Here is a 26,080-nt window from a genome sequence, read left to right as displayed (position 1 = left end):
GTCATCTGATGGGGGCGGCGAACGGTTGGGCGACGATCCAGAGACTGCTCACCGTGTAGCAGATGGCGAGCACGACCAGCGGGTACTGGCTCCGAATCGGCTGCAGTCGTCCCGGAAACAGCTCGAAGGAGCGCGCGTGCGCCACCCAGACGGCGAGCAGGTGTCCCGCGACGACGAACGCGAGCTGGAGCGTTCCGAACCCCCCCGGAAGCGCCAGCGTCGGCAGCGCGTACGGCGGCGCGAGCGGATCGAGTGCGACGACGACGAGCGCCGGTGCGAGACCGAGGAAGAATCCGAGGAAGTGCGCGAGGTGGTAGCCTGCGGCGATGGGGAGTAACGAGGGGACGAACCACCCGGCGATGAATCCCGAAGTGACGTACGTATCGGCAGTTCGACGGGCGAGGCTGGCGGCCAGACGGTACGCGCCGAAGAGAACCGCGAAGCCGACGAACACGGTGACGAGATGGGTGAGAAGCGGCGGGACGCCGACGCGACCCGCTGCCCGTACGACGCCGTTCCACGGCACCGTCGAGACGAGACCGTCGTAGGTGGTCACCCACAGCAGCGCGACGACGAACGCCACGTCGGCTTCGTCCATGGGGGTCGGCCGTCGCGCGAGCGCCGCCCCCGGAAACGAGAGCGCGTATCCGTCGCCGGTCCGCTGCACCGGTGCCAGTCGTCCGTAGAGGCGGAAGACGCGGGCGACGGGGTCGACGCGGTCGAACCACGGGTCGCCGTAGACGGCCGCTCCGGCGACGGTCACGGTCGAGTAACAGACGACGACGACTGCGAGCCAACGGGGATTCTCCGACACGGGGCTGACGACTTCGAGCCAGACGAGTAGCAGTAGCCCGAGGACGCTCACCCAGCCACCGAAGCGGGCCGGAAGCGGACGGCTCTCCACCGGGAGCGCCTCCGCCGCCGTCCGCCACGGGTTGACGACGGGCCACGTGTCCGCGAGGAGATACGTCGACATCGTGTACCCCGCCCACCAGCCGACCCAGACGACGAGCACCGCGAGGTTTCGAAGCGGTTCGGTGGGGCCGAGGAAGCCGACCGAGACGACACCGAAGAGCGCCGCCACCGCCAGCCAGCGGAGGATCGACCGGACGAGGGTTCGGGTATCCGCAACCGACGGGATGGCGACACGACGTGCGTTGAGCGACCGAATCGCCTCGTGGTCGGTCACGAGACTGGTGAGAAGAAAGGAGACGCCGACGACGCCACCACCGGAGACGAGGACCAGCCAGAGGGGGACCGAAACCGGTCGGAGCGACCCGCTGAGCGATCCCGCGTGCGCGAGAGCCGTTCGTGAACACGTCGCGACCACGCCGGCGACGACGCCAGCGGTGCCGGCGACGAGGCGGACGGACATGCGAGCGTCGAGAGGGTCCGTTCGGGCGTTCATCGTCTGTCAGTATTTCGTCTGTCCGTGTTTCGTCTGTCTGTGTTCCGCGACTCGTCCGCGGCGGCCGTCCGCCCCGAGGTCACGGCCGAAGCTTCGCCGGACCTCGGAACCGCGGCCGAACTGTCAGAAGCGCTACCGCCCCGACGAAGACGATCGTCGAGATGTCGACCGAGAGCGTCGCGAGCGCGACGACGCCGGTCCCGCCGACGGCTCCCGCGGCGAGCGAGCCAGCGATGGGGAGGCTGCAGCCGACGCAGGTGACGACGCCGAGGACGCCCGACAGCACCGCCACGGCGGCGTCGAGGAGCGTCACGTAGACGAGATACGACAACGCGAGGTAGCCGAGAACGCGGTACGGGACGAAGTTGACCGTGACGAGCGACCCCGCGTACCCGACGCGCGGCCCCCACCCGGGTGCGGCCATCGTGACCTGCAAGCCGTGGACGTGAGCGTGCGTGTGCGCGCCGAGTTCGAGACTCACCAACCCGGCGAGTGCGGCCAGTAGCAGAAAGTACAGCGTCGAGAGCGTCGCGGCGACGACCCGCGCTCGGCGGGTCGCGTCGGGCGGCGTCGTCCGGAGCACGGCGACGACGCCGACGTTTATCCAGACGAACGGGTAGAGCACGTACCGGGGGCTCGTCACCGTCGCGTCCGTGAACCCGAAGTAGCCGACGAGCGCCGCCGTCTCGAACGCGACGAGTGCGAGCAACCAGCGCAGTTCGACCGGAAGGCGGCGAGCGGGGCCGACGAGCGTGGATGTCCGGTATCTCATCGGTCGACCCTCAGACGAGGCCCAGTAGTTTGAGCACGACGGCGGCGATGAGTAGCAGCCCGAGCGCCCACGACCCGACTGCTGCCGCCTGTGCACGGTTCAGTCCGCGTCCGCGCGCGGAGACGAAGCTCCCGTAGAACAGATACAGCGCGAGACCGAGGACGAATCCCGCCGCGAGGACCGCGCCGGCGGTCCGGGTGGCCCACCCCGGCACGGCGGTGCCGCTGACGAAGACCACCGTCGCCCCGCCGACGGCGACCACCGCCAGCACGAACGCGACGCTCCAGGCTGCGGGACTGTTGACCGTCCGCGACGCGAGCGACCGTCCGTCCCTTCGGGAGACGTTTTCGCCCCCGGCTACCGCGTACTGTCGCCACTCGTGTCTGGAGATGTACCCGACGGTCGCGACGAGCAGTATCCCGAACAGCACGCTGAGGAGGACGGGTGATTGTGCCATGTGAACATTCCTCTCTATTTCGTCGATACTTCGTTGTCGGCTAAAAGTGTTCCTTCGGAACGAAGTCGGCGAATGGTTGTTCCGTGGCGAACGGTTTCGTCGCTGTCGCTACAGCGTCAAGCGGAGGCGGTCAGCGTCGCTTACTGCTCGTGGATCTCCCACGCGCAGACGACCGCCTCGGTCTGCGTCTCGCTCAGTCGCTCTTTGGCCGTCTCTACGGCCACCCAGTCGTAGTCGGTGTGTTCGGCGCTCAAGGACACCGACTTGCCGTCGATGGTACAGTAGTAGTAGACGGCGAAGCGGCCGCGCCCCGCGTCGTTGAGCCACGCGAACGTGTGGACGGGCTCCTCGACGTCGGGGTTCAGACTGGTCTCCTCCTCGACCTCTCGTCGCAACCCGCGAACGACCGGCTCACCCGCGCCGAGGCGACCACCGGGGAGTTCCCACCCGCCGTCGCTCGCTCGGCGGACCACGAGCACCTCGCTGTCGGGGCCGAACAACACGCCGCGCAGGCTCACCGTCGCCCGCAGTGGTTCTTCGGTCATCTCTCCCTGTGTAAGTGTGCTTACCTCTCTTGTACTTTCGCCATCCCTCCAGTCGACTGTCGGGTATGACGATGCGTCCGGCACAAGACGACAGTCCGCGTGGCAGAGCTCTCCACGGAACGAGACCTGTCGGTTCCGTCGACGGAACCGATTTATACACCGACGGGCTAACCGGGGCATGTCGTCGGGAAATCCCTCACGGGATATCTACGCAGAGACGCTCGAAATATTCGACCGGCCGACGCACCGGGACGAACCGCTCACGACGACGGAAATCACGGCCGAACTCGACTGTTCGCGGCGCGCTGTCCACAAACGCCTGAAGAAACTCGTCGCTCGTGGGGAGCTACGAACGAAGAAAGTCGGCTCGCGCGGACGCATCTGGTGGCGTTCGGTCGCGGTCTCCGACGGCCGACTGTTCCGAGCCGTCTTCGAGGAGGCTCTCGACGCGGTGGTGCTCGCCGACGACGACGCGACGTACGTCGACGCCAACCCCGCCGCGTGCGACCTGTTCGGTCTCTCGCGGTCGGAGCTACTCGGGCGAACGGTCCGGGAGTTCGTCCCCGTCGACTACGACTTCGACCGCGCGTGGCGCTCGTTTCAGGCCTCGAACACCGATCGCGGCATCTTTCCGCTGGTCCGCGACGACGGCGAACGGCGCCTCGTCGAGTTCGCGGCGACGCCCGACATCGTCCCCGGCCGTCACCTCTCGATACTCCGTGACGTGACCGACCGCGAGGATTACGAGCGCGAACTGAGCGAACAGCGCGACGAGCTCCGTCGACTCGATCGGCTCAACACGGTCATCCGAGGCGTCGACCGAGCGATTTCGCGGGCCGGAAGCCGTGCTGCGGTCGAGGAATCCGTCTGTCGGCAACTCGTCGCCACCGACCAGTACCAGTGCGCGGGCGTCGGCGAGTACGTCCCCGCGCTGAGCCACTTCGAACCGAAAGCGGTCGCCGGCGACGACAGGGGTGCGCTGGAGGCCTTCGTCGAACGCGGAACCGAGACGGAGTTCGAGGGAACGTTGGCGACGGACGCCATCGAGACACGAGAGACGCAGGTACTCGGCGAGATGGCGCACGGTCCGTCGTCGGTCTGGAGAGAGATACTCGCCGAACGAGGGTTCCGCTCGCTGGCGGTGGTTCCGCTCGTCCATCGAGACTCCGTTTACGGCATTCTCGCGGTCGTTTCGGACCAGGCGAGCGTTTTCGACGGCGACGAACGAACGCTTCTCGACGAACTCGGGCGGACGGTCGGTCACGCCGTCAACGCGTTGGAGCGCGAACGGGCGCTCGTCGACGAGGAACTACTGGAGGTGACACTACGCTCGCGGACGCTCGCGGAGCCGTTCGACGGCATCGAGGACCTCGGACCGATCACTCTCGACCAGACGATTCAGCTCGACGCGGAGGTCGTCGAGTACTACACCGTCGAGAGAACGACCGCCGAAACGCTCGACGCCTGCTGTGACCGACTCGCGGGGAGTATCGAGTGTGACGTCCGCATCCTGAATCAGAGCGACGACGTCGGCTGGGTCGAACTCCGGACGCAATCGCCGACTCTCGCGACGCTGGCGGCGAGTTTCGGCGGCTGGGTCGAGACCGTCACCGTCGACGACGGGGAGGCCGTCGTCGTCGTCGAGGTGTCGAAGGAGACGAACGTGCGGCGACTCATCTCGGCGCTCCGAGAGGTGGCCCCGGATATCCAGTTCCTCGGTCAGGAACGAGTCCACCGACGCGACGACAGGCGACGGGCGATGCGGACGACGTACGAGGAGGCGCTCACGGAACGACAGCGAAAGACGCTCGAACTCGCCTTCTACGCGGGCTACTTCGAGTGGCCGCGCAACACCACCGGCGAACAGCTCGCCGACCGGTTCTCGGTCCACCCTTCGACGCTCCACAAACATCTCCGACGCGCCGAAGCCAAGCTGCTCGCCGCGTTCTTCGAGGGAACCTCGACGGTTCGCGAGACGTGAGGGCCACGTAATCGGCCCCACCCCTTAGGGGGCGGAGGGCCGAGTAGGGAAACGATGACCAGTTCGTCCGAGACCGCCGCCTCGGATATTACGCTCTCGGTACCGGCGGGGCAACCGCCGGAACAGTTGTTTCGCACGCTCGCCAACCGACGCCGTCGGGCCATCCTCAAACTGCTCCTCGACCGCCCGACGCCACTCGCCGAAACGAGGCTCTGTCGACTCCTCGTCGCTCACGGACGTGACAGCTCTCCGAGCGAGGTCTCAGACGCACGTCTGCGGTCGATGCGACTTTCGGTGCATCACACCCATCTTCCGGCGTTGCAGGCTGCGAAGCTCGTCGAGTGGGAGCGCTCGGTGGGGCGCGTCGACACCGCCGCGCATCCGGTGTACGACGACCCGGCGTTTCGGTGGCTCGTCGGCGACGAGACACCGTTCGACCCGACCGAGATCGACGCCAATCTCGCGCTGCTCGCCAGTCCGCACCGTCGCCTGCTCGTCGAGATCCTGTGCGAGCGGGAACGGTCGACGGTGGATGAACTGGTCGACGCGCTCGCCGCCGAGGAGATGTCGGAACCGTCCGACGACGTAGCCTCCCGGGTGGCCGTCGGTCTGCGGCACGCCCATCTCCCACGCCTCGTCGACACCGGCGTGGTGGAGCGCGACGACGGGGTGGTCGTCTATCTCGGCAATCGCTTTCTCGACGCGTGGACGTGCCACGCCAGCGAATAGCTCGTGACGGAGGAACACGGCGCTGGAAGCACGGAGCGTTCAGTCGCGACCCGTCGACTCGTCCAACTCCCGCTGCCACGCCTGCACTTTCGCCATCAACTCGATGGGCGACGTCTCCTCGACGTTCGTTCCGCGGAGTTCGTCGAGCACCGCTTCTACCTCCGGGTCGACGGTCGGAGCGGCCCGGTCGTCTCCGCTCGGTGTCGACTCAGCGGCGGTCGTCTTCGACCCTGTTGTCTTCGACCCGCCGTCGCCGGCCGCGAACTGCCCGCTCTGGAGGTCGAACACCGCCTGCACGGGTTCGCCGCTTCCGCCGCCCTTCGCCTCGATGGCTTTCTCGGTACGGAGTCTGTCGAGAACGTCCGTCGCGCGCGTCACGACGGGGTCGGGTACGCCCGCCAACTCCGCGACGTGGATACCGTAGGAGCGATTGGTTGGGCCCCTACGAACGGTCCGGAGGAACGTCACGTCGCCGTCTGTCTCGTCCGCGGCGACGTGGACGTTCTCCACCCGGTCGAGGTGGTCGGCCAGCCCCGTCAGTTCGTGGTAGTGCGTCGCGAACAGCGTCTTCGCGCGCACCTCGTTGTGCAGATACTCGGTCGCCGCCCACGCGATGGAGATGCCGTCGTACGTCGCGGTCCCCCGCCCCACCTCGTCGAGGATGACGAGCGAGTCCTCCGTCGCCGAGTGGAGGATGTTGCTCAACTCTTGCATCTCGACCATGAACGTCGACCGCCCCTGTGCGAGTTCGTCGAGCGCGCCGACGCGGGTGTAGATGCCGTCGACGAGGCCGACCGTCGCCGACTGCGCGGGGACGAAACTGCCGACCTGCGCGAGCAGCGTGACGAGTGCCGACTGTCGCATGTACGTCGACTTCCCGCTCATGTTCGGCCCGGTGACGATGAGGAAGGCGCGCTCGCGGTCCAGATAGAGGTCGTTCGGCACGAAGTCGGTCGTCGTCTCGACGACCGGATGCCGCCCCGCCTCGATTCGGAGGGGGCCCGCCTCCGTCAGTTCGGGTCGAACCCAGTCGTTTCCAGCGCCGTGCGTCGCCAGCGACGCCAGCGCGTCGACTTCGGCGATGGCGCGCCCCACGTCCTGCAACAGCGCCGCGTGGTCGGCGACCCGCCGCCGAAGTTCCTTGAACAGTTCGTACTCCAGTTCGCCGCGGACCTCTTCGAGGCGGAGGATGTCGCGCTCCTTCTCTTCGATTTCGTCGGTGACGTACCGCTTCGAGTTCTTCAGCGTCTTTATCTCGCGGTACTCCTCGGGGACGCCGTCGGTCTGCGACTTCCCCACCTGGATGTAATATCCATCAGTTTTGTTGCGCGACACCGAGAGGTGGTGGAGGCCGTGCCGCGACTTCTCGCGCTCGGCGAGCCCGTCTATCCAGCGCTTGGCCTCCTCGTGACGCTCGATCAGTTCGTCGAGTTCGTCGTCGTAGCCGCGGCAGATGAGACCGCCCTGCGTCAGCGTCTTCGGAGGCTCTTCGGCGAGCGCGGCGTCTAACTCGTCGTGGAGCGCGGCGGCGGCCTCGTGGTCCGGGCGGTCGACGACGTTCGAAAGCGGCGAGTCGGCGAGCCGACCCTCGATAGCCCCCCTGAGCGCCGGGAGCACGGCGAGCGTGTCTCGAACGGAGAGCAGGTCGTGCGCGCCCGCGCTCCCCGAGGCGGTGCGACTGGTCAGCCGTTCGAGGTCGTACGCGCCGTCGAGGGTGTCGCGAACGCGTTCGCGGTCGAGCGCGGCCGACGCGAGCGCATCGACGCTGTCGAGTCGGCGCTCGATGTCGGCCTGCGAGCGTCGCGGCCGGGTGAGCCACTCTTTGAGCAGTCGACCGCCCGGACTCGTCACCGTGTGGTCGACGGTGTCCAGAAGCGACCCCGAGCGGTCGCCGTGCATCGTCTCGGTGAGTTCCAGATTTCGCTGCGTCGTCGCGTCGAGTTCGAGGTGGTCGTCGACGCGGTACGCCTGCAGGCGCGTCATCGATTGGGCGACGCCGACGCCGGTCTCCTCGACGTACGACAGCACCGCGCCCGCGGCGCGAATCGCCCGGTCGCCGTCGAGGCCGACGCTGTCGAGCGCCTCGCGGCCGAACTGCTCGCGGAGGGCGTGCTTCGCTCGGCCGGGCGCGAAGCTGTCGGCGTCGTGCAGCGACAGCGACGCGTCGCTCGACTCGCGGAGTCGCTTCAAAAAGTCGTCGTCGTTGCGAATCTCGGGGCCGGGCAGAATCTCGACCGGGCCAAACCGGTAGAGTTCGGCGTGGGCGTCGGCCTCGTTCTCGGTGCCGGTGACGAGGAATCGACCCGTCGTCGCGTCGGCGAACGCGAGGCCGTATCTCCCCCCGTCGCCGCGGACGACGGCGGCGATGTATCGTGCGTCGGCGTCAGTCGTCTCCAGCAGCGTCCCCGGCGTGACGACGCGCGTGATTTCGCGGGCGTGACCGTCTTCGGTCTCGTACTGGTCGGCGACGGCGACCCGGTAGCCGCGCTCGACGAGCGCCTTCAGGTACGGCGTGAGGTCGTTCAGCGGCACCCCCGCCATCGGGTACGACGACCCGTGCGAGGACTTCTTCGAGACTTTCAGGTCCAACTCCTCGCCGACGAACTCCGCGTCGTCGGCGAAGAACTCGTAGAAATCGCCGCACTGCATCGCCAACAGGTCGGCGTCCGTCTGTGCTTTGAGAGAGAGGAACTCCCCGACGATTCCCTGTCCGGTCATACGTTTTCTCGGGGAGTGCGCGGCTAAAACGCTGCGGGTTCCGCGGACGCGTCGAGTGGGTCGCGGTCTGCCGGCCGAAAGCCCCTACCCTCGGTCCGGAACCGCGACACCGGAGTTGCGGGCGGAAGCGGTTTTGTCTCTTTCCCTCCGGGCCGAGCGCCGCCGCCCGCCGGCGAAACCCACCGGCTCTCCCCGTTGACCGACCGCCCCCGGACGACGACGAGGCTTTTAACCGAGTGTCACGAACTACCGTTCGTCATGAAACGTCCGCTCGCCGCGATCACGGGAGGCGTCACCGGCATCGCCGTGATGTCCGTGCTGTTGCTGTTTCTGGAGGTAGAGACCCGTTCGAACCTCGCTATCTTCGAGGCCGTCGCTCGCTTCGCCGGGATGCCCGGCAACGTCGCGTTCGGCTTCGTCCTGTTCGTCCTCGCGGGCGTCTTCGCGTGGCCGCTGGCGTTCATGGCACTGGAGGAGTACATCCCGGGCGGTCCCGACCCCGCGACACGCGGGATGGTGCTCGCAGTAGTGCTGTGGGTCGTGTTCGTGCTCACCGGCCGCGGCGACCTCTCGGGTGGGTTGCTCGCCATTTACGTCATCTTCACGCTGTTGGCGCACCTCTGCTACGGCTTCCTCCTCGGTGCTGTGTACGGTCGGCTGACCAGCGGCGGACCGCTCGAGGCCGAGCGGTACGATCCGACTGACGTCTCGCAGTAGCGCCCCGGCTCGAGGACGACGTGTCCCTCGAATTCGGCGGATGCCACCGCACCTATATGACGGTACAGTCCTAAGTTGTGGTCGTGGTCTCCAACTCCGTAGGTGGATGTGATTAGCGTGCTTACAGAGATACCTGGCCTGCTCATCGTCACCTGGGTGTTACTCGGATTGGCGATCTGCGCTGGCTACAGACAGAACTGGCAGATGCGAAGCGTCGCCGCCGACGGTGGCTACCTCTCGGGTCTCGGCTTCGAATCCGAGAAACCTGCTGGTCTCTTTCGGTGGCTGACCACCGTCGACCACAAGGACATCGGCGTCCTCTACATCGCCTTCGCCGCCGGGGCGGCGCTGTGGGGCGGGACGGACGCGATGATGATTCGCACCGAACTGTTCACCGCCGGAACCGACGTGTGGAGTCCGGAGACGTACAACGCGCTCTTCACCGCCCACGGGTTCACGATGCTGTTCTTCTTCGCGACGCCCGCGTTCACCGGTCTCGCGAACTACTTCATCCCGATTCTCATCGGCGCCGACGACATGGCGTTCCCGCGCATCAACGCCATCGCCTTCTGGTTGCTCCCGCCGTCGCTGTTGCTCGTTCGCGGCGGACTCGTCACGGAGGTGCTCGGCAAGATGCTCGCCGCCGTCGGCGTCCGCTGGGAACTCTTGTTCTCGCTGGAGCCGCCGACGACGGGGTGGACGCTGTACACACCCCACTCGGCGCTGCTCGCGAACCCACAGGTCGACCTCGTCCTCCTCGGATTACACCTGAGCGGACTCGCGACGGTCATGGCCGCCATCAACATCATCGTCACCATCTTCACCGAACGCGGGGAGAACGTCACGTGGTCGAACCTCGACATCTTCTCGTGGACGCTGCTCACGACCAGCGGCATCATCCTCTTCGCGTTCCCCGTGCTCGGCAGTTCGCTTCTGATGCTCGTCGCCGACCGCAACTTCGGGACGACGTTCTTCGCCGTCGACGGCGGCGGCCCCATCCTCTGGCAACACCTGTTTTGGTTCTTCGGCCATCCTGAAGTCTATATCCTCGTCCTCCCGGCGTTCGGCCTCGTGAGCCTCATCCTCCCGAAGTTCGCGGGCCGAAAGCTGTTCGGCTTCAAGTTCATCGTCTACTCGACGCTGGCCATCGGCGTGCTCTCGTTCGGCGTCTGGGCGCACCACATGTTCTCGACAGGGATGGACCCGCGATTGCGCTCCTCGTTCATGGCCGTCTCGCTCGCCATCGCCATCCCCAGCGCCGTCAAGACGTTCAACTGGATGGCGACGCTCTGGGGCGGGAACGTCCGTTGGGCCGCGCCGCAAATATTCTGCGTCGGCGGCATCATGACGTTCATCGTCGGCGGCGTGACCGGCGTGTTCCTCGCCTCGATTCCGGTCGACCTCGTGCTGCACGACACCTACTACGTCGTCGGCCACTTCCACTTCATCGTGATGGGCGTCATCACGTTCGCCGCCTTCGCCGCCAGTTACTACTGGTTCCCGCTGCTGACCGGGCGGATGTTCAACCGCCGACTCGGTCGCATCCACGGCTACCTCAGCATCGTCGGCGTGTTCCTCGCGTTCCTACCGATGATTCTCATCGGCTACGAGGGCCTCCCGCGTCGGTACGCGTCGTATCCGGAGTCGTTCGTGCCGCTCCAGCAGGTGTCGTCGTTCGGCGCGCTCATCATCGGCATCGGCGTCCTCATCTGGCTCACCAACATGGTACAGTCGTACCGCCTCGGCCCCATCGTCACCGACGCCGACGTGTGGAACCTCCGCGAAAGCGGCCAGTTCTCCCGCGAGTGGCAGTGGTTCGAGACGCAACTCGAAGAGCGGACGAAGTTCCGCCGCTAAGAAGACCGGAGTTCTCACCGCGGTCCGTCGATTCGACCGCAGATGTCTTCTCAGACGCCTTCGACGAGACGCTTCAACTGCCCCGGTGGGACGGCGCCACGGGCGGCGTAGCCGTCGTAGGCGAACGTCGGGACGCCGCTGACTCCCTGCTGGTGGGCTTCTCGGAACTCCCCGTGAACCTCGTCTCGGAGCGTTTCGTCGTCGAACGCCGACCGTACCTCGTCGCCGTCGACTCCCGCTTCTGTGGCGAGCTCGACGAGGAGCTTTTGCTCGCCGATGTCTCTCCCCTGTTTCCAGAGCGCGTCGAAGATGGCCTCGTCGAACTCGAGCCACGTCTCGTAGGGGTAGTGTTCTTTGACGTAGTACGACGCGACCTGCGCGTCGAGCGAGTCGATATCGGTCGCGATGTCGACCGTCATCTCGACGCCGTAGCGCTCTTGGAGTCGCCGGACGTTCTCTTTGGCCTGCCGGTAGTACTCGTCGTCTTTGCCGTCGTCGGCCGTCTGGTCGATCTCGTCGTCGGGGCCTCGCTTCTGGGCCCGAAGGTCGAACGGATGCCAGTCGATGGTTAGTTCATCGCCCCGAGACTGCTGGTACTGCCTGAGCGACTCGCGACCCAGGTAGCAGAACGGACAGACGTAGTCCGAGAAGACGGTGACCGCCGCCTGCGACTGCTCACTCATACTCCCCTGTTCGACTACTCGGTGAAAAAGAAACGGCGCCTTGGCGCATCGGTACACACGTGTTCCGACAGGTGGGCAGGTCCCGTCTCCGGTGACGCGACAGCGTGGGTGACGCGGACGGATATAATGTCGTTGGCGACTCTCAGAAGAAACACAGCGAGAGGTTATCTCCTGAGATGACGTTCATATTCCCGCTGAAGATCCTATCGCTTTGGGTGTTTTCGCCCCGAGGAGTCGAAGCAAAACGGAGTTACAGCTATGGAACGAACAGTAACGTTCACCGATAGTGACGAAGGAAAGCGCGTCGTGGATGCAAGCGGTGCCGAGGTCGGTCGTGTCGTCGACGTTCGTCACGGAACGGCGTACGTCGATCCCGACCCGAGCGTCTTCGAGACGCTCAAAGCGAAGTTGGGGTGGGAAGACGCCGACGAAGCGTCGGACGCTTACCCGATTCAGACCGCCGAGGTGCAGGAAGTGACCGACGACGAGGTGCGGCTCGCCCGCTTCTGAGGGAAATGAGCGTATGACACTCACACTCTCCCAACTGGCGACTATCGTCGCACCGCTGCAGTTCAGCGGAGACTTCCTCTACTACGCTATCGTCTTCTTCGTGTTGGCGATAGGAGCGTACATCGTCGGCGCGACGGGCGTCGCCGGAATCTCGATGGAAATCGCGCGAATCCTCGTGGTGATATTCGTCATCGTGGCGATTATCTCCCTGCTTCTCTGACCTCCTCCGGTTTTTCTTTTCAGCCACTACCGTTACCGACTGGACCGGATCTTTCGCTGCGGTTCGGCTTCGCTGTCGGTCGTCGGACGGCCCTTCGCCGCCGGAATCGTTGCAGCGACTCGTCGAAGGCGTCTGAGCCGGCCTCTCACCTCTCTGCCAACTCCGGCGACCCCGTCCCCCACGCCGTCTCGCCGTCGCCGCCGCCGGTCTTGAAGACGCCGCGCGCGTCCGCGACGTGGGTTCCCTCCACGTCGCGTATCTCGACGTCGGTTACGGCGACGCTGTTGCCGTCTCTGACGACTTCCGCCTCGGCGACGAGGTCGTTCTGGCCGGGCGCGAGGTAGTCGATGCGCATGTCGACGGTCGGCGTCGGGGCGTAGTGCAGCGACATGACCGACGCCCCGCCGACGGTGTCGGCCAGCGAGTAGGCGACGCCCCCGTGGGCGATTCTCCGACCCGGAACCGACGACAGTTCGGGCGTCAGTTCGACCCGGCCCTTCGCGTAGCCGTCCTCGGCGGCGTCGATCTCGATGCCGAGGTGTTCGACGAACGGCAGGCCGTTCAGCAGGGACTCCAGACTCATCGACGGAACCTCTCGGCGACGGTGTAAACGCGTGTCGGAACCCGAAACAACCCTCTCAGGGTTTGCCGGGGAAGTTCACGAAGCGGTCCAGTTTCTCCCGCGCGTCTTCGAGCACCGACGAGCCGTGGAAGACGAGCACCGCGTCGAACTCGTGCGCCAGCAGGCGTTCGAGGTTCTCCTCGGCTTCGTTGAGGTCGTCGGAGAAAACCGCGGGCGGCAGAATCAGATAGCCTTCGGGCAGGCCGCGCTGGTCGGACCCCGACACCGCGTCTCCGGCGACGACGACGCCCCGGTCGGCGTCGACGAGCGCGTGGTTGTCGGGTTCGTGACCCGGCACGTGGACTGCCTCGAACGACCCGATTTCGTCCCCGTCGCCGTAGCGGGTCACGTCGCCGTCCTCGACGCCGTCGACCCCCGAGAGGTCGGTCTGCTCGGGGACGAACACCTCGAGGTCGAAGCGGTCGACGACGGCCGCCAGTCCCCCGATGTGGTCGCCGTCACCGTGAGTGATGACGACGCGCTCGGGTTCCACGCCGAGGTCGTCGAGACCCGAAAGCAGGCGATCGGTCGTCGCTTCCAATCCGGTGTCGACGAGCGTCGGCGTCGGGTCGTCGAACAGATACGCTCGCAGTCGGCGGTCGGTTCCCTCCATCACGGTGATGTCGTGTACGCCCGAGAGCAGTTCAGTCGGCATAGGTGAGGGTCGGACGCGACGGTGATAATTCACGCGTCGGTCGGGCGACCGCCGGCGGCGGTGGGCGGTCACTAGGCGGCAATCCGGTGGGAGGCGGCAGCTTCTGGACCGTGTTTTATGCCAACGGCCGTCGTACTCGGCCCGTGCCGAGTCAAGTCGTCGACGTCGCAGTTATCGTCGTCAGCATCCTCGCCCTCTGGGCCGGCGCGCGCCTGTTCGTCGACGCCGCCGTGAGCGCCGCCCGCCGCCTCGGGTTATCGGAGCTCACCATCGGGCTCACCGTCGTCGCGGTCGGCACTTCCTCTCCCGAGATCGCCGTCTCGCTCGAAGCGGCGCTGGAGGCGCGTCCCGACATCGCCGTCGGCAACGTCGTCGGCAGCAACATCTTCAATATCGCCGTCATCCTCGGCGTCGTCACGCTCGTCCAGTGGCTTCCTATCTCCCGGGAACTGGTCAAACGCGACGGGGTAGCCGTGCTGGCAACGGCGGTTCTCGGCGTCGTGGTGCTGCTCGACGGCGTCGTCTCCCGACTCGAGGGAGTCGCGCTCGTCGCGCTCTTCGGCGCGTATCTCTACGTCCTCTTTCGGCTCTCGCCGGACGTTCCCGACCTCCCCGACCCGGCCGACCTTCCGCCCCCGATTGTCGGCGCAGCCGACGGGGGCGGAGAAGTGGCTGACGGCGACAGTTCGACGACTGACGGCGAGGACTCGACGACTCCCCCCGTCGGAGGGGGGCACGCCGAGTTCGGCCTCCGGGAGGCCGCATTGCTCGTCGTCGGCCTCGCGCTCGTCGTCGGCGGCGGACAACTGCTCATCGACTCGGCGACGTCGCTCGCTCGCGCCGTCGGAATCTCCGAGTGGGTCATCGGCGCGACCATCGTCGCGGCGGGCACCTCCTCGCCGGAGTTCGCGGTCTCGCTCGTCTCGCTGAAACGCGGGCAGGCGGGCGTCTCCGTCGGCAACGTCCTCGGGAGCAACATCTTCAACTTCCTGTTCATCCTCGGGCTGGCGGCGACCATCACGCCGCTGTCGGTCGCAGGGCCCGCATTCGAGGGCGCGCTGTGGCTTTTCGGTCTGACCGCGCTGCTCGTCGCGGCGCTGTGGTCCGGTCGTCGCCTCTCCCGACCGGAGGGCGGGCTGCTCGTCGGGTCGGAGGCCGTCCGATGGCTGAGTTCGTTACTGTGACAGATTTATGCCGCCGTCGGCACATCGTTTCGACGTGAACGTCGCGATTCTCGGGTCGCTCGCGCTACTCGTCGTCGCCGTTGCCGTCCTCTGGGTCGGAGCCGAGCAGTTCGTCGAGGCGGCCGTTCGCCTCGCGCGTCGTTTCGGCGTCTCGGGGACCGTCGTCGGGTTGACCGTCGTCGCCGTCGGCACCTCGTTGCCGGAACTCGCCGTCACCGTTGAGGCGTCGCTCGGCGGACGGTCGATGCTCGCCGTCGGCAACGTCGTCGGGAGCAACATCTACAACATCGCCGTCGTGCTCGGCCTCGTCGCGCTGGTTCGGTTGATTCGCGTCTCCCAACGAGTGCTCCACCGCGACGTACTCGCCGTCTTGGGGGCGACCGGACTGCTGGTGGCCGTCCTCTTCGACGGGCGCGTCTCCCGCCTCGAAGGGTTCGGCTTACTCGCGGTGTACGCCACCTACGTCGTCGTTCTGTTGCGCTTCGCCGACGCAACGACGCACGAGCCCACCGACGTCGACCCGCCGAAGCGGTTCGACGCCCTCCGACTCGTCGGCGGGCTCGTGCTCGTCGTCGTCGCCGGACAGCTACTCGTCGACTCCGCGGTGACGCTCGCTCGGTTCGCGGGCGTCTCCGACTACGTCATCGGCGCGACGGTGGTCGCCGTCGGCACTTCCACGCCGGAACTCGCCGTCTCGGTCGTCGCGCTCGTTCGGGGGCGCAGCGGCGTCTCCGTCGGCAACGTCCTCGGGAGCAACCTCCTGAACGTGCTCGTCGTGCTCGGTCTCGCGGCGACGATTCAGCCGCTCGTCGCCAGCGCCGCCGCGTTCGACGGCGCGCTGTGGCTCGCGGGGCTGACGGCGCTGCTCGCGGTGGCGCTCTGGACGGGGCGGCGGCTCACCCGCCCGGAGGGAGGGCTGCTCGTCGGCTCCGAGGCGGTTCGCTGGCTGCTCGGGTTCGGATGAGAGGGAGCAATCAGTCCGCCTGCACCGCACAGCCGCCGGTGTACTCCACCTCGTCGACGGAGTCGATGGGGTCGTCGCCGCAGACCGGGCAGTCCGGATTCTGCCGGTAGGGAACCGTCTCGAAGCTCATCTCCATCGCGTCGTAAAAGAGCAATCTCCCGGCGAGCGGTTCGCCCGCGCCGATGAGCAGTTTGACCGCTTCGGTCGCCTGGATGCAGCCAAGGGTGCCGGGGAGCACGCCGAGGACGCCCGTCGTCGCGCAGTCGGGGACGGTGCCGGGTTCAGGCGCTTCGGGGAACAGACACCGGTAGCAGGGGCCGCCGGGGACGAGCGTCGTCGCCTGGCCCTCGAACTTGTAGATGGCGCCGTGGGCCACGGGGATGTCGGCGAGTCGGCAGGCGTCGTTGACGAGATACCGGGTCCGAAAGTTGTCGGAGGCGTCGACCACCACGTCGTACCCGGAAACGAGTTCCTCGACGGTGTCGGGGCCGACGCGCAGGTGGTGCTGTTCGACCGTCACGTCGGGGTTGAGGCGCTCAACGAAGTTCGCGGCGCTCTCGACTTTCGGCACGCCTACGTCGGCGTCGGCGTGGATGACCTGTCGCTGGAGGTTCGAGCGTTCGACGACGTCGTCGTCGGCGACGCCGAGATGGCCGACGCCCGCAGCCGCGAGATACTGGATGACCGGCGCGCCGAGGCCGCCCGCGCCGACGACGAGCGCGCGCCCGTCGAGCAGTTTCTTCTGTCCCTCCGGCCCCACCTCGTCCATGATGATGTGCCGCGAGTAGCGGTCCAACTGCGTCGCGTCCAGCGAGAGGTCGCTCATGGCTGGGCGTTTGCGGTTGGCTGGCATAAGGGTGCGGGAGCGTGTCGCACTCGAGCCGGCAAGTATCTCTTGTTTCTGTGTCGTCGCCGTCGTTGCCTCGTCAGGGCCGTCTCCGCAACACAGCGGCAGAACCGGCTCTTTTCGGCGGTCTGGGAGAGAAACGGCCGCAAGCGAGCGTGACGGGCGGCGGCAGTCATTCGTCCCAAGGGGCGGCTTAAACGTGGGAGACGGCTAGGACCGGCGAGATGGTGTCGAACGTACTGACCGCACTCGTCGTGGGTGTCGGCCTCGGCGTGTTCCTGCAGAAGGGCCGCTTCTGCTTCGTCCACGCCTTCCGCGACTTCTTCGCGTTCAAGGACTCGCGGGTGACGAAGGCCGTGCTGGTCGCGACGACGCTCACGATGGTGTTCTGGAGCATCGCTTACGCCCTGGGCTACTACCAGGGCTTCTGGACGCCCGGCTGGGGGCTCACCGGCCTCGTCGGCGGATTTATCTTCGGCGTCGGGATGACCTACGCCGGCGGCTGCGCCTCCGGTACGCTCTACCGCGCCGGCCAGGGCTACCTGCACTTCTGGCTCACGCTCGCGTTCATGGGCGTCGGCTACGCGGTGTTCACGGTCCTGTTCCCGACGCTCGAATCGGCGTACTTCGAGCCGTTCACGGTCGGCGAGGGCGTCACGCTCTTCGAGGTGTCGCCGGTCCCGGCACCCGTGTTGGCGCTCGGCGTCGCCGGACTCGTCCTCTTGACGTACGCGACCCTCGTCGGTCGGTCGGCCACGGGCGGTGCCGGTGGGGCCGACGACGCAACGGGTGACTCTACGGCGGTCCGCGCCGACGGCGGGAGGAGGACGAGCGGCCTCGGGGCGTCGACTCCCGTCGTCGGCCTCCGACAGTTCGTCGCCGGGACGCGCGCGTACGTCCGCGGCTTCGCCGAGATAGACGACTGGAAGGCCGCCTCGAAGCGCCCGTGGGACCCGCGGACCGCCGCGCTCGGTATCACGGCGCTGGCGGTGCTGTGGTTCACACAGGTCTCCATCGTCGGCGTCACCGGCCCGGAGGCGCGGTGGACCGGCTACCTGCTCCAGCAGGTCGGCGTCGACGTCGGGGGCTTCGAGTACTGGGGCTCGGTGCTCTTCCAGGGTCAGGGCGTCGGCCTCACCGTCGACATGATCATGATCGCGGCGGTCATCCTCGGGGCCTTCGTCGCCGCGGTCTGGAGCGGCGACTTCTCGGTTCGCGTCCCGAAGCGCCGCCGCGTCCCGAACGCCGTCGTCGGCGGCTTCATGATGGGCGCGGGCTCCCGGCTCGCCCCCGGCTGCAACATCGGGAACATCTACTCCGGCCTCGCGGAGCTATCGGTCCACTCGTTCATCGCCACCGTCGGCATCGTCGCCGGCGTCTACGCGATGACCCACTGGATCTACCGCGATGTCGGCTGTGCCATCTGACGGGCGGAACAGCGCGAAAAATCACCGCTCAGACGACCACGCGAATTCACACGACACACACCACACGAACCATGACCGGACCATCACTGGACGACTTCGTCGAGATGCCCGACGAGGTCGACGACGAGACGGCAGAACAGCTCGCAGACCAGGCCACCGAGACGCAGGATATGACCGGCGAGGTCTGTCCGTACCCGCAGGTCGAAGCGAAGAAGGCCATCCAGTCGCTCGACTCCGGGGACCTGCTCGTCCAGGAGACCGACCACGTCCCCTCGACGGAGAACGTCCCCCGCGCCGTCGGCGACGACGCCGACGCGCGCGTCTGGCGCAGCGGCAGCGGCCTGTACCGAATCTTCCTCAGAAAACGATGAGCGGGGTCGACGAACTCACGCCCGAGGAGGTGCGCGTCCGACTCGCCTCGGACGCGGCGTTCGACCTCGTCGACATCCGCTCGCGCGAGGACTTCGCGGACGCGCCTATCGACGGCGCGGAGAACGTCCCGGTCGACGAACTGGAGTCCGTCGTCGAGGAACGCGAGTGGGCCGACGAGGTGGTCGTCTCCTGCTACGTCGGCGAGACGTCCGTCCAGGCGGCGCGACTCATCGACCACTACGCCGACGACGCCGACGTCGCCAGCATGGCCGGCGGCTACGAGGCGTGGGACGAGTCGTAGAGGGTCGAGCCACACAATCTCTAGCAAAGAGTATTGTGCTAACGGCCGTATCTTCGATGTGAGCGACATGCAAACCCAGTCAGAACGGCTCTCCGAGGAAGCGCAGACCGACGTCGGCGGACACAGCGTACTGTTCAAACTCGCGCGCCTGGCGTTCGGCGCGGCCATCGGTTACGCGGCGGCGACGAACTTTCAGGACATGGAGGGTTCGGTCGCCTACGCCGAGGCGAAAGGCGTCCCGAACGCCGAGACGCTCGTCCCGTTCGGCAGCGGGATGGCCGTCGTCGGAAGTCTCGGCGTCGTGCTCTGGCGGCTCCCGATTCTCGCGTCGGGGGCGGTTCTCGCGTACCTCGTCGGCGTCACGCGGTACATGCACGACTTCTGGAACGTGGACGACGACGCCGAGAGCCAGAACGAACTGTATCACTTCCTGAAGAACGTCGGACTCGTCGGCGCGGCGCTGGCCTTTCTGGTCCGCGCGGCGAGAGACCGCGCGGCGAAGAAGCGCCTCGCGAGCGAGTAGCGGCCGAAGCGACGCTCGATTTCGCATCCCCACCCAGTCACCTCTGACTGCCCATTTTAATAGCCGAACCGCCGACTGTGTCGGCTATGTCCGCCGCCGACCCCGCCGACGACGGGTCCGACGCGACTCGAACGACCGCCTCGCGCGGGTCGTTCGTTCGCCGGACCGCCGCGCTGTTCGCGCTCGGTATCCCCGGGGTCGCGGCGCTCGGCGCAACCGTCGCGACCCAGCTCCGCGACACGCCGCTTCCCCCCGGCGTCGACCTGCCGCTACCGCTTCTGGTCGCCGCTTCGCTGATTCCGACCGCGCTGCTGCTGCTCGTGGCCGTCGCCGTCGGGACGTACTGCGCGCCGCGCGCCGGCCTCCGCTCGCACGTCGACGAGCGCGTCGCCCGCGGGACGCCGATTCTCTCGTCTCTCCGCGGGGAACTCCCGGAGGCCGTCGGCGTCGGTCTCGCGGCGGGCGTCGCCATCGTCGGACTCGACGCCGTCGCCGCGCTTCTCGTTCCGGAGGTCGCACAGCTCCAGCGAGCCGGCGAGACGCCCTCGGTGGCCGCGTTGCTGGCGACGCTGCCGCTCCGGTTCCTCTACGGCGGTGTCGTCGAGGAACTGCTGTTGCGGTGGGGGCTCGTCTCGCTCCTCGTCTATCTCGGTTGGCGGCTGGCCGGAACCGGCGTCGGTCCGTCGCGGCGCGTCGTCTGGGCGGGTATCCTGGTCGCCGCCGTCGTCTTCGGCGTCGGCCACCTCCCGGCGCTGTCCGGCACCGCCGCGTCGCTCGGCATCCCGGCGACTCCGGGTCTCGTCGCGCGGACGATACTGCTCAACGCCGTCGGCGGCGTCGCGTTCGGGTGGCTGTTCTGGCGCAAGAGCCTCGAAGCCGCGATGGTCGGCCACGCCGCCTCGCACGTCGTCCTCGTGGGCGTGTCGCTGCTGTCGAGGCTGTTCTGAGTCGCTCTCGCGGTGATCCATCCTCGAAGCCACAGAGCACCGTTCGACCGGCGACGGTTCGGGACGACGTTCGTGGTGGTCGGTATCCAACTTCCTTTCCGGGTGACAACCATTAACCGCGCCGAACGCCTATATATAACCGAATGACACGATTCGACGAGCGAACGGTTCGTCTCGACAGAGGTGACGACCGATGAGCGTCGGAAGTGCGGTCGGACGACTGGTGTTCTTCCTCGGTCGGACGTTGTTCGGGGGCTTGCTGGCGTACATGGGCGTGAACAACCTCCAGAACCTGAGCGGGCGCATCGCGTACGCAGAGGCGAAGGAAGTCCCGAACGCGAAGATTCTCGTTCCGGCGTCGAGCGGCGCGCTGGTCGCCGGCGGCGTCGGCATCGCGCTCTGGAAGTACCCGCGTCTCGCGGCGGCCGGCGTCGCGACGTTCCTCGCGGGCGTCACGCCGACGATCCACGACTTCTGGAACATGGAAGACGAGGACCGCACGAACGAGCGAAACGCGTTCCTCAAGAACGCCGCGCTGCTCGGCGCGGCGCTGGCGATCCTCGGGAGCGGAAAGCGAGCGCACCCGTCGGCGTCGACGCTGGTCGAGTCGGCCGAGGCGACGCAGTCCGACGACGCGGCCGAACCCGCAGAGACGGTCGATACGGTCGCCTGAGCGGCTTTTCGCTCGCTGTTTTTGACTCGCTGTCGAGCGACGGCGTCGCCGACCGTCGGAAGCACCGCTCGCGCTGTCTCTCGCTCTCGGTGATTCTTGCACTCGATGATTCCCGCTCTCGTGATTCCCCGCCTCGGTGCTCGGCGGGTCGTTCCTCGAATCCTGACGGTCTGTACCAGGTGAGACGACGTATTTGCCCGCTGGCGCAGTACACTACTGCAGTAGTTTCTATGAAAGGAGAGACGTTCCCCATCCGGTGTCCGATCTGTCGGAACGACGTGACCGACCTCACTCACCACCTCTCGGCGTTCCACTCGAAGGAGGAGTTGGCCGAACGCGTCGCCGCGACGTACAAAGAGAGACTGGACGAAGAGGGCGTTCTGGGCTGAGAGCCGGTGCTTCGTGCGTCGACTGCTACGACCCGAGAGCGGTCGCTCGCGACCGAGATAAACGGGAGAATCGACGAGCGCAGAGGCGGGCGTTACTTGCCGCGGCCTTTGCCGCTGGTGACGCTCGGCCGGTTGTGCTCGGTGCCCTTCCCACGGTTGTCGAGACCGCGGTTCTTCTTGCCCTCGTTGGTGAGGCCGCGGAACGCGCGACCTTTGTGCTCGTCCGAGCAGATCCAGTTGAGGTCGTCGTCGTTCTGAATCGCCGGGTGGTTCGGGTCTACGAGGATCATCTCGAACCACTTCTGTGACCCGTCCTCGCCGACCCAGTAGGAGTTGAGCAGGCGGAGGTTGACGTACTTCCGGGAGGCACGCTCCTCGGCGATGCGCTGGATGCTCTTGCGGCGACCGATGCGGTTGACGCCTTGACGCTTCGAGCGGCGACCCGCCTTGTGGCGGCGCTTGCGGGCGTTACCCTTGCGGACCGATACGCGCACGACGACGATGCCCTGCTTGGCCTTGTAGCCGAGTTCGCGGGCCTTGTCGAGTCGCGTCGGTCGCTCGATGCGTTCGATAGCGCCCTGTCGACGCCACTCCTGTTTTCGTTGCCACTGGAGCTCGGCGAGTTTGCCGTCGCCGGGGGTCTTCCACGCGTCCTTGATGTGGGAGTAGAAGCTTTTTGCCATATGTATCACCACGGGCGCTTGCGATTCAGCCGGGAGGTACGAGACCTCGAAAGCCACATTTCGTCCCGTCCGCGCGCGGCGGGGTCGGGTGCCCGCTGGCGGCCCGTCGTCCAGCGAGTTGGTCCTACTTTCGGTCATCGCCGTTTAAGAACTTCGAATCCGAGCGATTCGCGTGTGGGAAGTTCGCACATCGCTTCCGGGAAACTGTGTGTTCCGCCACGATTGTCGCTTTGACAATCGGTCGGAGGCCATCGCCGAATCGACGTCCATGGGGGGCGCACGCGCCATCGCCTTTACCGAACCTCGACTCGGCCCGGTCATCGTCGGGTCGTTTCTCGGCAACTACTGGCCGATGGCACAGCAGGTGTACGCCGTGGACCCGGCCCCGCTGCCGGTCACCCACACGAACTTCCGCCACGCCGTGTTGCAGACGACGCTCCACCTTCGCGCGGAGACGCCGCTTCGCGCCCGCATCCGCGGCCGCCGGACGCGGGGCCGCGACGGCCACGACGAGATCGTCGGCCGCGTCGTCGACGTGCGACAGGGCATCGCCGCGCCGTCGAACAACTCCTTTCCCGTCGAGACCACGCTCGTGGTCGAAACGGCCGAGGGGTTGGTCACCGTCGGTGGCGGCGGCGCGTTCGTCGAGGACGTCGAAGCCGAGAGTGTGACGCTCGAACTCGACGACGACGAGAGAGCGGCGGACGAGTGACGGAGTCAGCGATGGCTCGGTCAGCCGCTTCCGTCGACCAGCAACGACCCGCCGAGCGCGACCAGCGCGCCGCCGCTGACCCACCGGAAGAGGCGTCCGTCGCCGCCCCCGCCGACTCGCTCTGCGACCCGCGTCCCGAACAGCGCGACGCCGGCGAGATACGCGAGCGTCAACACCGCGTAGATGCCGCCGAGCGTCGCCAACTGCGTCGGTGTCGCCGCCCCGACGACGAACTGCGGGAGGAACGCCAGAAAGAACAGCGCCACCTTCGGGTTCGAGACGTTGACGACGACGCCGCGCAGAAGCCCGTCTCGGGGGGTGGTCGCCGCGAACGCGTCGTCGACACCGGTCGATTCGGCATCGCTCGGGAGGTCTGCCGCCCGTTCGGCGTCGCCTCCGCGGAGGGTCTGCACGCCCAGATACACCAGATACGCCGCACCGAGATACTTGACCAGTCGGAACGCGAGCGCCGACTCGCGGAGCAACACCGAGAGACCGACCACGGCCCCAGCCGTGTGAACGAGGACGCCGACGCTCACCCCGGCCGCCGCGGCGACGCCGGTCCGTCGGGGACTGCCGACCGACTGACTCAGGACGTAGATGGTGTCGGGTCCGGGCGCGAGAATCAGCGCGAGCGAGGCGGGGACGAACGCGGCGAGCGTCTCGAAACCGACCATCGTCGGGAAGTGCGCCGCGGCCCTACTTAGTTCGTGTCTGTCCCTCTTCGTCGCGTAGCGACGGTACGTCGCCGGGAGTGTCGAAGTCGTGGTAGTGCTCGCCCTTCTCCTTCGAGAGGATGTCGAGGCCGCCGCGCCGCCGTCGCCCGCCGAGATGACCGCCTGCCACTCCTGGTCGCGAATCATCGCGCCCGTCGCGTACGCTCTCTCGACGCTCGTCTCCATGCTCAGGTCGACGTCGACGGTGTCGTCGTCGCTTCTCTCACAGCCGAGTGCCTCGGCGAGGTCCTTCCTCGCGCCCGTCGCGAACACGACGTAGCGCGCGTCGTGGTCGCCCTCGTCGGTGGAGACGGTGAAACTGCCGTCGGTCGACTCGACGTCGGTCACCTCTTGCTCTCGCAACTCCGCGCCGTGGTCCTCGGTCTGCCCGCGCGCGATGGCGAGAAACTCGTCGCCGCCCAGACTCCGGACGCCGAGGTAGTTGAATAGGTGTGCCTTGTGCAGCCACGTCTCGTCGGTGTCGAATACGACGGTGTCGAGTCCGTTCTTCGCAGTGAACAGCGCCGCGCTCAGTCCGACCGGACCGCCGCCGATGACCGCTACGTCCGTTATAACCCGTCGTACGGACGCTGCCCCCATAATCGTTGACCAGGCGGTCAACCGCTCCGGTCGACCACGGTTGGCGTCGCCGTGCTGGCGCACTCACCGGGCTCTGTCCGTCCGTTTGCTGACGGTGCGCCACCCACCGATGACCGCAACTGTGGCGACCACCGCGACGAAGACCGTCGCTCCCGGATTCGCGCCCGCGATTTCGAGGAACTTGTCGAACTGCGTGCGGAGTAGCTCTCTCGCGACGTGGTATACTGACTGTTGTCGACCGTAGTAGACGACGGCGGCGACCGCGGCGTTGAACAGCAAGCCGCCGACGGTGGTGTAGACGACGAACCGCCACCAGTCCATCCGGGCGAACCCCGCCGGTAGCGAGATAACGGACCGGAGAACCGGGAGTAGTCGTCCCCACAGCACCGAACTCTCGCCCCACTTCTCGAACCATCGCTGTGCGAACGCCAATCGTCGCTCGGAGACGTTGATTGCGCCGCCGCGGGCCTCCAGCGTGTCGCGGCCTTTCTCGCCGAAAATGCGGTACGCGACGACGCTGCCGACGGTCACGCCCGCGGTTGTCGAGACGACGAACAGCGCGAACGAGAGTGGGTCGGAGACTAACAGGCCGGCGGCCACGGGGAGGACGACCTCGCTCGGCAACAGCGGAAACAGCATCGAGGATTCGAGAAACGTGAAGACGAAGATGGCGAGATACCCGTACTGGGCGACGAGGTCGAGCGCCGTCTGGGTGAGTCCGGAGGGCACACTACTCCGTACGTGCGTCAGGCGTATCGTTCTTGTCGCCGACGTCGGGTACTACCCGCCGAAGTTCCGTGATTTCGGAGAATCACCGATTTCGTATTGCGGAATGTGGTTCATCGCTCGCTGTACTCCCGCACCGTCTCGAACGACCCACCGGCGATATCCTCAGCAACAGCGCCGATGTCGACCGACTCAGGCATCGACCGGGGATATTTCCGCTTGAAGTGATCGACCAGGTTCGACACGTCGCGTTCGAGGAACTCGGCGGCGTTGTCGTGGTCGGTGTCGACAGCCTGCGGCCAGTCGAAGATGGTGATGCCCTCTTCGCTGACCGAGACGTTGTACTCGCTCATGTCGGCGTGGACGTAGCCGAGACCGTAGGCGACGACGAGTTCCCGGAGGACGAGGTCGAGCACGCCGACGGCCTGCTCGTCGGGGAGCTTCGCGCGCGCGAGTTCCACTCCGGGGAGTTTCTCCATCACGACGGCGTGGCGGTTCTGGTCGACCGGTCGCGGCACCGAGACGCTCGGGTAGAGGTCGTGGAGTACCTCGTGTTCGCGTTCGGCCGCCTTTCGGGCGGTGTAGAGCCACGAGACGTGCTGCTTGTCGGCGGTGTAGTCGCGCTCGCGGTTCACCTCGCGGAAGTTCGTGTACCCCTCACGGTGGTACTTCAGCGCCAGCGGTTTGTACGACTGCACCTCGTACACGTCGCTCTCCTTGCCGACGCCGAGGGGTGCGCCGATTCCCTCGACGGTGTCGCGTTCGGCGAACGCCCGCAGCGCCAGCGCGTCGTACCCCTCGAAGGTGAGGCGGTACCCCTCGTACTGGATGGTCCGCTTCTCGACGAGGTCCCGCCGCATACACCGGTCGAGACGGTAGTCGACCTCTTCGGCGGTGAGTCCCGAGTAGTCGGGGAGCTTCTCGCGGTTGACCCACTTCCCGAAGCGCATCCCCTGCTCGACGCCCGAGAGGAGATAGACATCCTCGGGCTGAAGGTCGACCATCACGCCCGCGATGTTCTTCACCATACCCTTCGGTGGGGTGTCGTCGCCTAAAAGGGCCACGTGTCGCGGGATATCGTGCTGGTAAACTAATAAACGCGATACCAAAATCCGGATCGGTCGCTCCACGTTCGGGAGCAC

Annotated in this window: 28 protein-coding genes and 2 pseudogenes; 16 read left to right on the top strand and 14 right to left on the bottom strand. The window is 66.8% G+C overall.

Annotated features, from left to right (window positions below):
* Position 1 precedes the first annotated feature (1 nt).
* From LAQ74_RS12025 to LAQ74_RS12010, 4 genes are all read right to left on the bottom strand, one after another.
* Positions 2–1,375: a hypothetical protein gene (locus tag LAQ74_RS12025; RefSeq protein WP_224332782.1), complete on the bottom strand. Its 1,374-nt coding sequence runs from the start codon at positions 1,373–1,375 to the stop codon at positions 2–4.
* A gap of 112 nt (positions 1,376–1,487) precedes the next feature.
* Entirely contained in the window at positions 1,488–2,180 is a 693-nt protein-coding gene (locus LAQ74_RS12020) for a DUF7546 family protein (RefSeq protein ID WP_224332781.1), read from the bottom strand.
* Positions 2,181–2,190: 10 nt separating this feature from the next.
* Positions 2,191–2,637: a hypothetical protein gene (locus LAQ74_RS12015; RefSeq protein WP_224332780.1), complete on the bottom strand. Its 447-nt coding sequence runs from the start codon at positions 2,635–2,637 to the stop codon at positions 2,191–2,193.
* Between the two features lie 140 nt (positions 2,638–2,777).
* A complete protein-coding gene (locus LAQ74_RS12010; RefSeq protein WP_224332779.1) occupies positions 2,778–3,182 on the bottom strand; it encodes an NUDIX hydrolase in 405 nt (134 codons plus the stop codon).
* A gap of 178 nt (positions 3,183–3,360) precedes the next feature.
* Here LAQ74_RS12010 and LAQ74_RS12005 point away from each other — a divergent pair, with 178 nt between their 5' ends.
* The gene (locus LAQ74_RS12005) at positions 3,361–5,163 is read left to right on the top strand and encodes a helix-turn-helix domain-containing protein (protein ID WP_224332778.1); all 1,803 of its coding nucleotides are present in this window, start codon (positions 3,361–3,363) and stop codon (positions 5,161–5,163) included.
* A 54-nt stretch (positions 5,164–5,217) separates the two neighbouring features.
* A complete protein-coding gene (locus LAQ74_RS12000; RefSeq protein ID WP_224332777.1) occupies positions 5,218–5,892 on the top strand; it encodes a DUF7344 domain-containing protein in 675 nt (224 codons plus the stop codon).
* A gap of 39 nt (positions 5,893–5,931) precedes the next feature.
* On the opposite strand, the gene mutS is transcribed toward LAQ74_RS12000, so the two are convergent.
* Positions 5,932–8,610 carry a DNA mismatch repair protein MutS gene (gene mutS, locus LAQ74_RS11995; protein ID WP_224332776.1) on the bottom strand — a complete coding sequence of 893 codons (2,679 nt, stop codon included), beginning with the start codon at positions 8,608–8,610 and terminating at the stop codon, positions 5,932–5,934.
* Positions 8,611–8,868: 258 nt separating this feature from the next.
* Here mutS and LAQ74_RS11990 point away from each other — a divergent pair, with 258 nt between their 5' ends.
* Together LAQ74_RS11990 and LAQ74_RS11985 are read left to right on the top strand one after the other, a co-directional pair.
* Positions 8,869–9,327: a DUF6789 family protein gene (locus tag LAQ74_RS11990; protein WP_224332775.1), complete on the top strand. Its 459-nt coding sequence runs from the start codon at positions 8,869–8,871 to the stop codon at positions 9,325–9,327.
* Between the two features lie 204 nt (positions 9,328–9,531).
* The gene (locus LAQ74_RS11985) at positions 9,532–11,184 is read left to right on the top strand and encodes a cbb3-type cytochrome c oxidase subunit I (protein ID WP_425498535.1); all 1,653 of its coding nucleotides are present in this window, start codon (positions 9,532–9,534) and stop codon (positions 11,182–11,184) included.
* Between the two features lie 50 nt (positions 11,185–11,234).
* Here LAQ74_RS11985 and LAQ74_RS11980 read toward each other — a convergent pair whose 3' ends face one another.
* Positions 11,235–11,867 (bottom strand): DsbA family oxidoreductase, encoded by a 633-nt coding sequence (locus tag LAQ74_RS11980; RefSeq protein ID WP_224332773.1) that lies wholly within the window; start codon positions 11,865–11,867, stop codon positions 11,235–11,237.
* A gap of 258 nt (positions 11,868–12,125) precedes the next feature.
* On the opposite strand from LAQ74_RS11980, the gene LAQ74_RS11975 reads away from it, so the two are divergent.
* Together LAQ74_RS11975 and LAQ74_RS11970 are read left to right on the top strand one after the other, a co-directional pair.
* The gene (locus LAQ74_RS11975) at positions 12,126–12,377 is read left to right on the top strand and encodes a PRC-barrel domain containing protein (RefSeq protein ID WP_224332772.1); all 252 of its coding nucleotides are present in this window, start codon (positions 12,126–12,128) and stop codon (positions 12,375–12,377) included.
* A gap of 13 nt (positions 12,378–12,390) precedes the next feature.
* Positions 12,391–12,597 (top strand): DUF1328 family protein, encoded by a 207-nt coding sequence (locus LAQ74_RS11970; protein ID WP_224332771.1) that lies wholly within the window; start codon positions 12,391–12,393, stop codon positions 12,595–12,597.
* Positions 12,598–12,742: 145 nt separating this feature from the next.
* On the opposite strand, the gene LAQ74_RS11965 is transcribed toward LAQ74_RS11970, so the two are convergent.
* Both LAQ74_RS11965 and LAQ74_RS11960 read right to left on the bottom strand, forming a co-directional pair.
* On the bottom strand, positions 12,743–13,180 hold the full coding sequence (locus LAQ74_RS11965; RefSeq protein ID WP_224332770.1) for a PaaI family thioesterase: 438 nt from the start codon (positions 13,178–13,180) through the stop codon (positions 12,743–12,745).
* Between the two features lie 55 nt (positions 13,181–13,235).
* Positions 13,236–13,874, bottom strand: a complete 639-nt coding sequence (locus LAQ74_RS11960) for an MBL fold metallo-hydrolase (RefSeq protein WP_224332769.1) — start codon at positions 13,872–13,874, stop codon at positions 13,236–13,238.
* Between the two features lie 143 nt (positions 13,875–14,017).
* On the opposite strand from LAQ74_RS11960, the gene LAQ74_RS11955 reads away from it, so the two are divergent.
* Entirely contained in the window at positions 14,018–15,058 is a 1,041-nt protein-coding gene (locus tag LAQ74_RS11955; RefSeq protein WP_224332768.1) for a sodium:calcium antiporter, read from the top strand.
* A 34-nt stretch (positions 15,059–15,092) separates the two neighbouring features.
* On the top strand, positions 15,093–16,022 hold the full coding sequence (locus LAQ74_RS11950) for a calcium/sodium antiporter (protein ID WP_224332767.1): 930 nt from the start codon (positions 15,093–15,095) through the stop codon (positions 16,020–16,022).
* A 10-nt stretch (positions 16,023–16,032) separates the two neighbouring features.
* Here the strand turns inward: LAQ74_RS11950 and ubaA are convergent, their stop codons facing one another.
* Positions 16,033–16,848 carry an SAMP-activating enzyme E1 gene (ubaA, locus tag LAQ74_RS11945; protein ID WP_224332766.1) on the bottom strand — a complete coding sequence of 272 codons (816 nt, stop codon included), beginning with the start codon at positions 16,846–16,848 and terminating at the stop codon, positions 16,033–16,035.
* 245 nt (positions 16,849–17,093) lie between these two features.
* On the opposite strand from ubaA, the gene LAQ74_RS11940 reads away from it, so the two are divergent.
* From LAQ74_RS11940 to LAQ74_RS11910, 7 genes are all read left to right on the top strand, one after another.
* On the top strand, positions 17,094–18,296 hold the full coding sequence (locus LAQ74_RS11940) for a YeeE/YedE family protein (RefSeq protein ID WP_224332765.1): 1,203 nt from the start codon (positions 17,094–17,096) through the stop codon (positions 18,294–18,296).
* A gap of 71 nt (positions 18,297–18,367) precedes the next feature.
* Complete coding sequence (locus LAQ74_RS11935) at positions 18,368–18,667, top strand: sulfurtransferase TusA family protein (protein WP_224332764.1); 300 nt, start codon at positions 18,368–18,370, stop codon at positions 18,665–18,667.
* Positions 18,664–18,969: a rhodanese-like domain-containing protein gene (locus LAQ74_RS11930; protein ID WP_224332763.1), complete on the top strand. Its 306-nt coding sequence runs from the start codon at positions 18,664–18,666 to the stop codon at positions 18,967–18,969. Before LAQ74_RS11935 ends, LAQ74_RS11930 begins: the two co-directional genes overlap by 4 nt.
* A 67-nt stretch (positions 18,970–19,036) precedes the next feature.
* Complete coding sequence (locus LAQ74_RS11925) at positions 19,037–19,492, top strand: DoxX family protein (protein ID WP_425498534.1); 456 nt, start codon at positions 19,037–19,039, stop codon at positions 19,490–19,492.
* A gap of 86 nt (positions 19,493–19,578) precedes the next feature.
* Entirely contained in the window at positions 19,579–20,439 is an 861-nt protein-coding gene (locus LAQ74_RS11920) for a CPBP family intramembrane glutamic endopeptidase (protein WP_224332761.1), read from the top strand.
* A 193-nt stretch (positions 20,440–20,632) separates the two neighbouring features.
* The gene (locus tag LAQ74_RS11915; RefSeq protein WP_224332760.1) at positions 20,633–21,112 is read left to right on the top strand and encodes a DoxX family protein; all 480 of its coding nucleotides are present in this window, start codon (positions 20,633–20,635) and stop codon (positions 21,110–21,112) included.
* 230 nt (positions 21,113–21,342) lie between these two features.
* On the top strand, positions 21,343–21,501 hold the full coding sequence (locus tag LAQ74_RS11910) for a hypothetical protein (protein WP_224332759.1): 159 nt from the start codon (positions 21,343–21,345) through the stop codon (positions 21,499–21,501).
* A gap of 92 nt (positions 21,502–21,593) precedes the next feature.
* On the opposite strand, the gene LAQ74_RS11905 is transcribed toward LAQ74_RS11910, so the two are convergent.
* A complete protein-coding gene (locus LAQ74_RS11905) occupies positions 21,594–22,184 on the bottom strand; it encodes a 50S ribosomal protein L15e (protein ID WP_224332758.1) in 591 nt (196 codons plus the stop codon).
* 268 nt (positions 22,185–22,452) lie between these two features.
* On the opposite strand from LAQ74_RS11905, the gene LAQ74_RS11900 reads away from it, so the two are divergent.
* Positions 22,453–22,896, top strand: a complete 444-nt coding sequence (locus LAQ74_RS11900) for a TrmB family transcriptional regulator sugar-binding domain-containing protein (protein WP_224332757.1) — start codon at positions 22,453–22,455, stop codon at positions 22,894–22,896.
* Between the two features lie 20 nt (positions 22,897–22,916).
* Here LAQ74_RS11900 and LAQ74_RS11895 read toward each other — a convergent pair.
* The 4 genes and pseudogenes from LAQ74_RS11895 to LAQ74_RS11880 all read right to left on the bottom strand — a co-directional run.
* A pseudogene (locus LAQ74_RS11895) lies at positions 22,917–23,516 on the bottom strand (LysE family translocator); the annotation flags it as partial.
* Between the two features lie 79 nt (positions 23,517–23,595).
* Positions 23,596–24,185, bottom strand: a pseudogene (locus LAQ74_RS11890) (NAD(P)/FAD-dependent oxidoreductase).
* 90 nt (positions 24,186–24,275) lie between these two features.
* The gene (locus LAQ74_RS11885) at positions 24,276–24,941 is read right to left on the bottom strand and encodes a DedA family protein (protein WP_224332755.1); all 666 of its coding nucleotides are present in this window, start codon (positions 24,939–24,941) and stop codon (positions 24,276–24,278) included.
* A gap of 110 nt (positions 24,942–25,051) precedes the next feature.
* Positions 25,052–25,966, bottom strand: coding sequence for a serine/threonine-protein kinase RIO2 (locus tag LAQ74_RS11880; protein ID WP_224332754.1), 915 nt, complete (start codon positions 25,964–25,966; stop codon positions 25,052–25,054).
* Positions 25,967–26,080 lie beyond the last annotated feature (114 nt).

Origin of the sequence: Haloprofundus halobius (assembly GCF_020097835.1) — an archaeon.
Taxonomy (GTDB): domain Archaea; phylum Halobacteriota; class Halobacteria; order Halobacteriales; family Haloferacaceae; genus Haloprofundus; species Haloprofundus halobius.
Note: the sequence above shows the minus strand (reverse complement) of the source record. Positions and strands in the feature narration are given on the sequence as shown.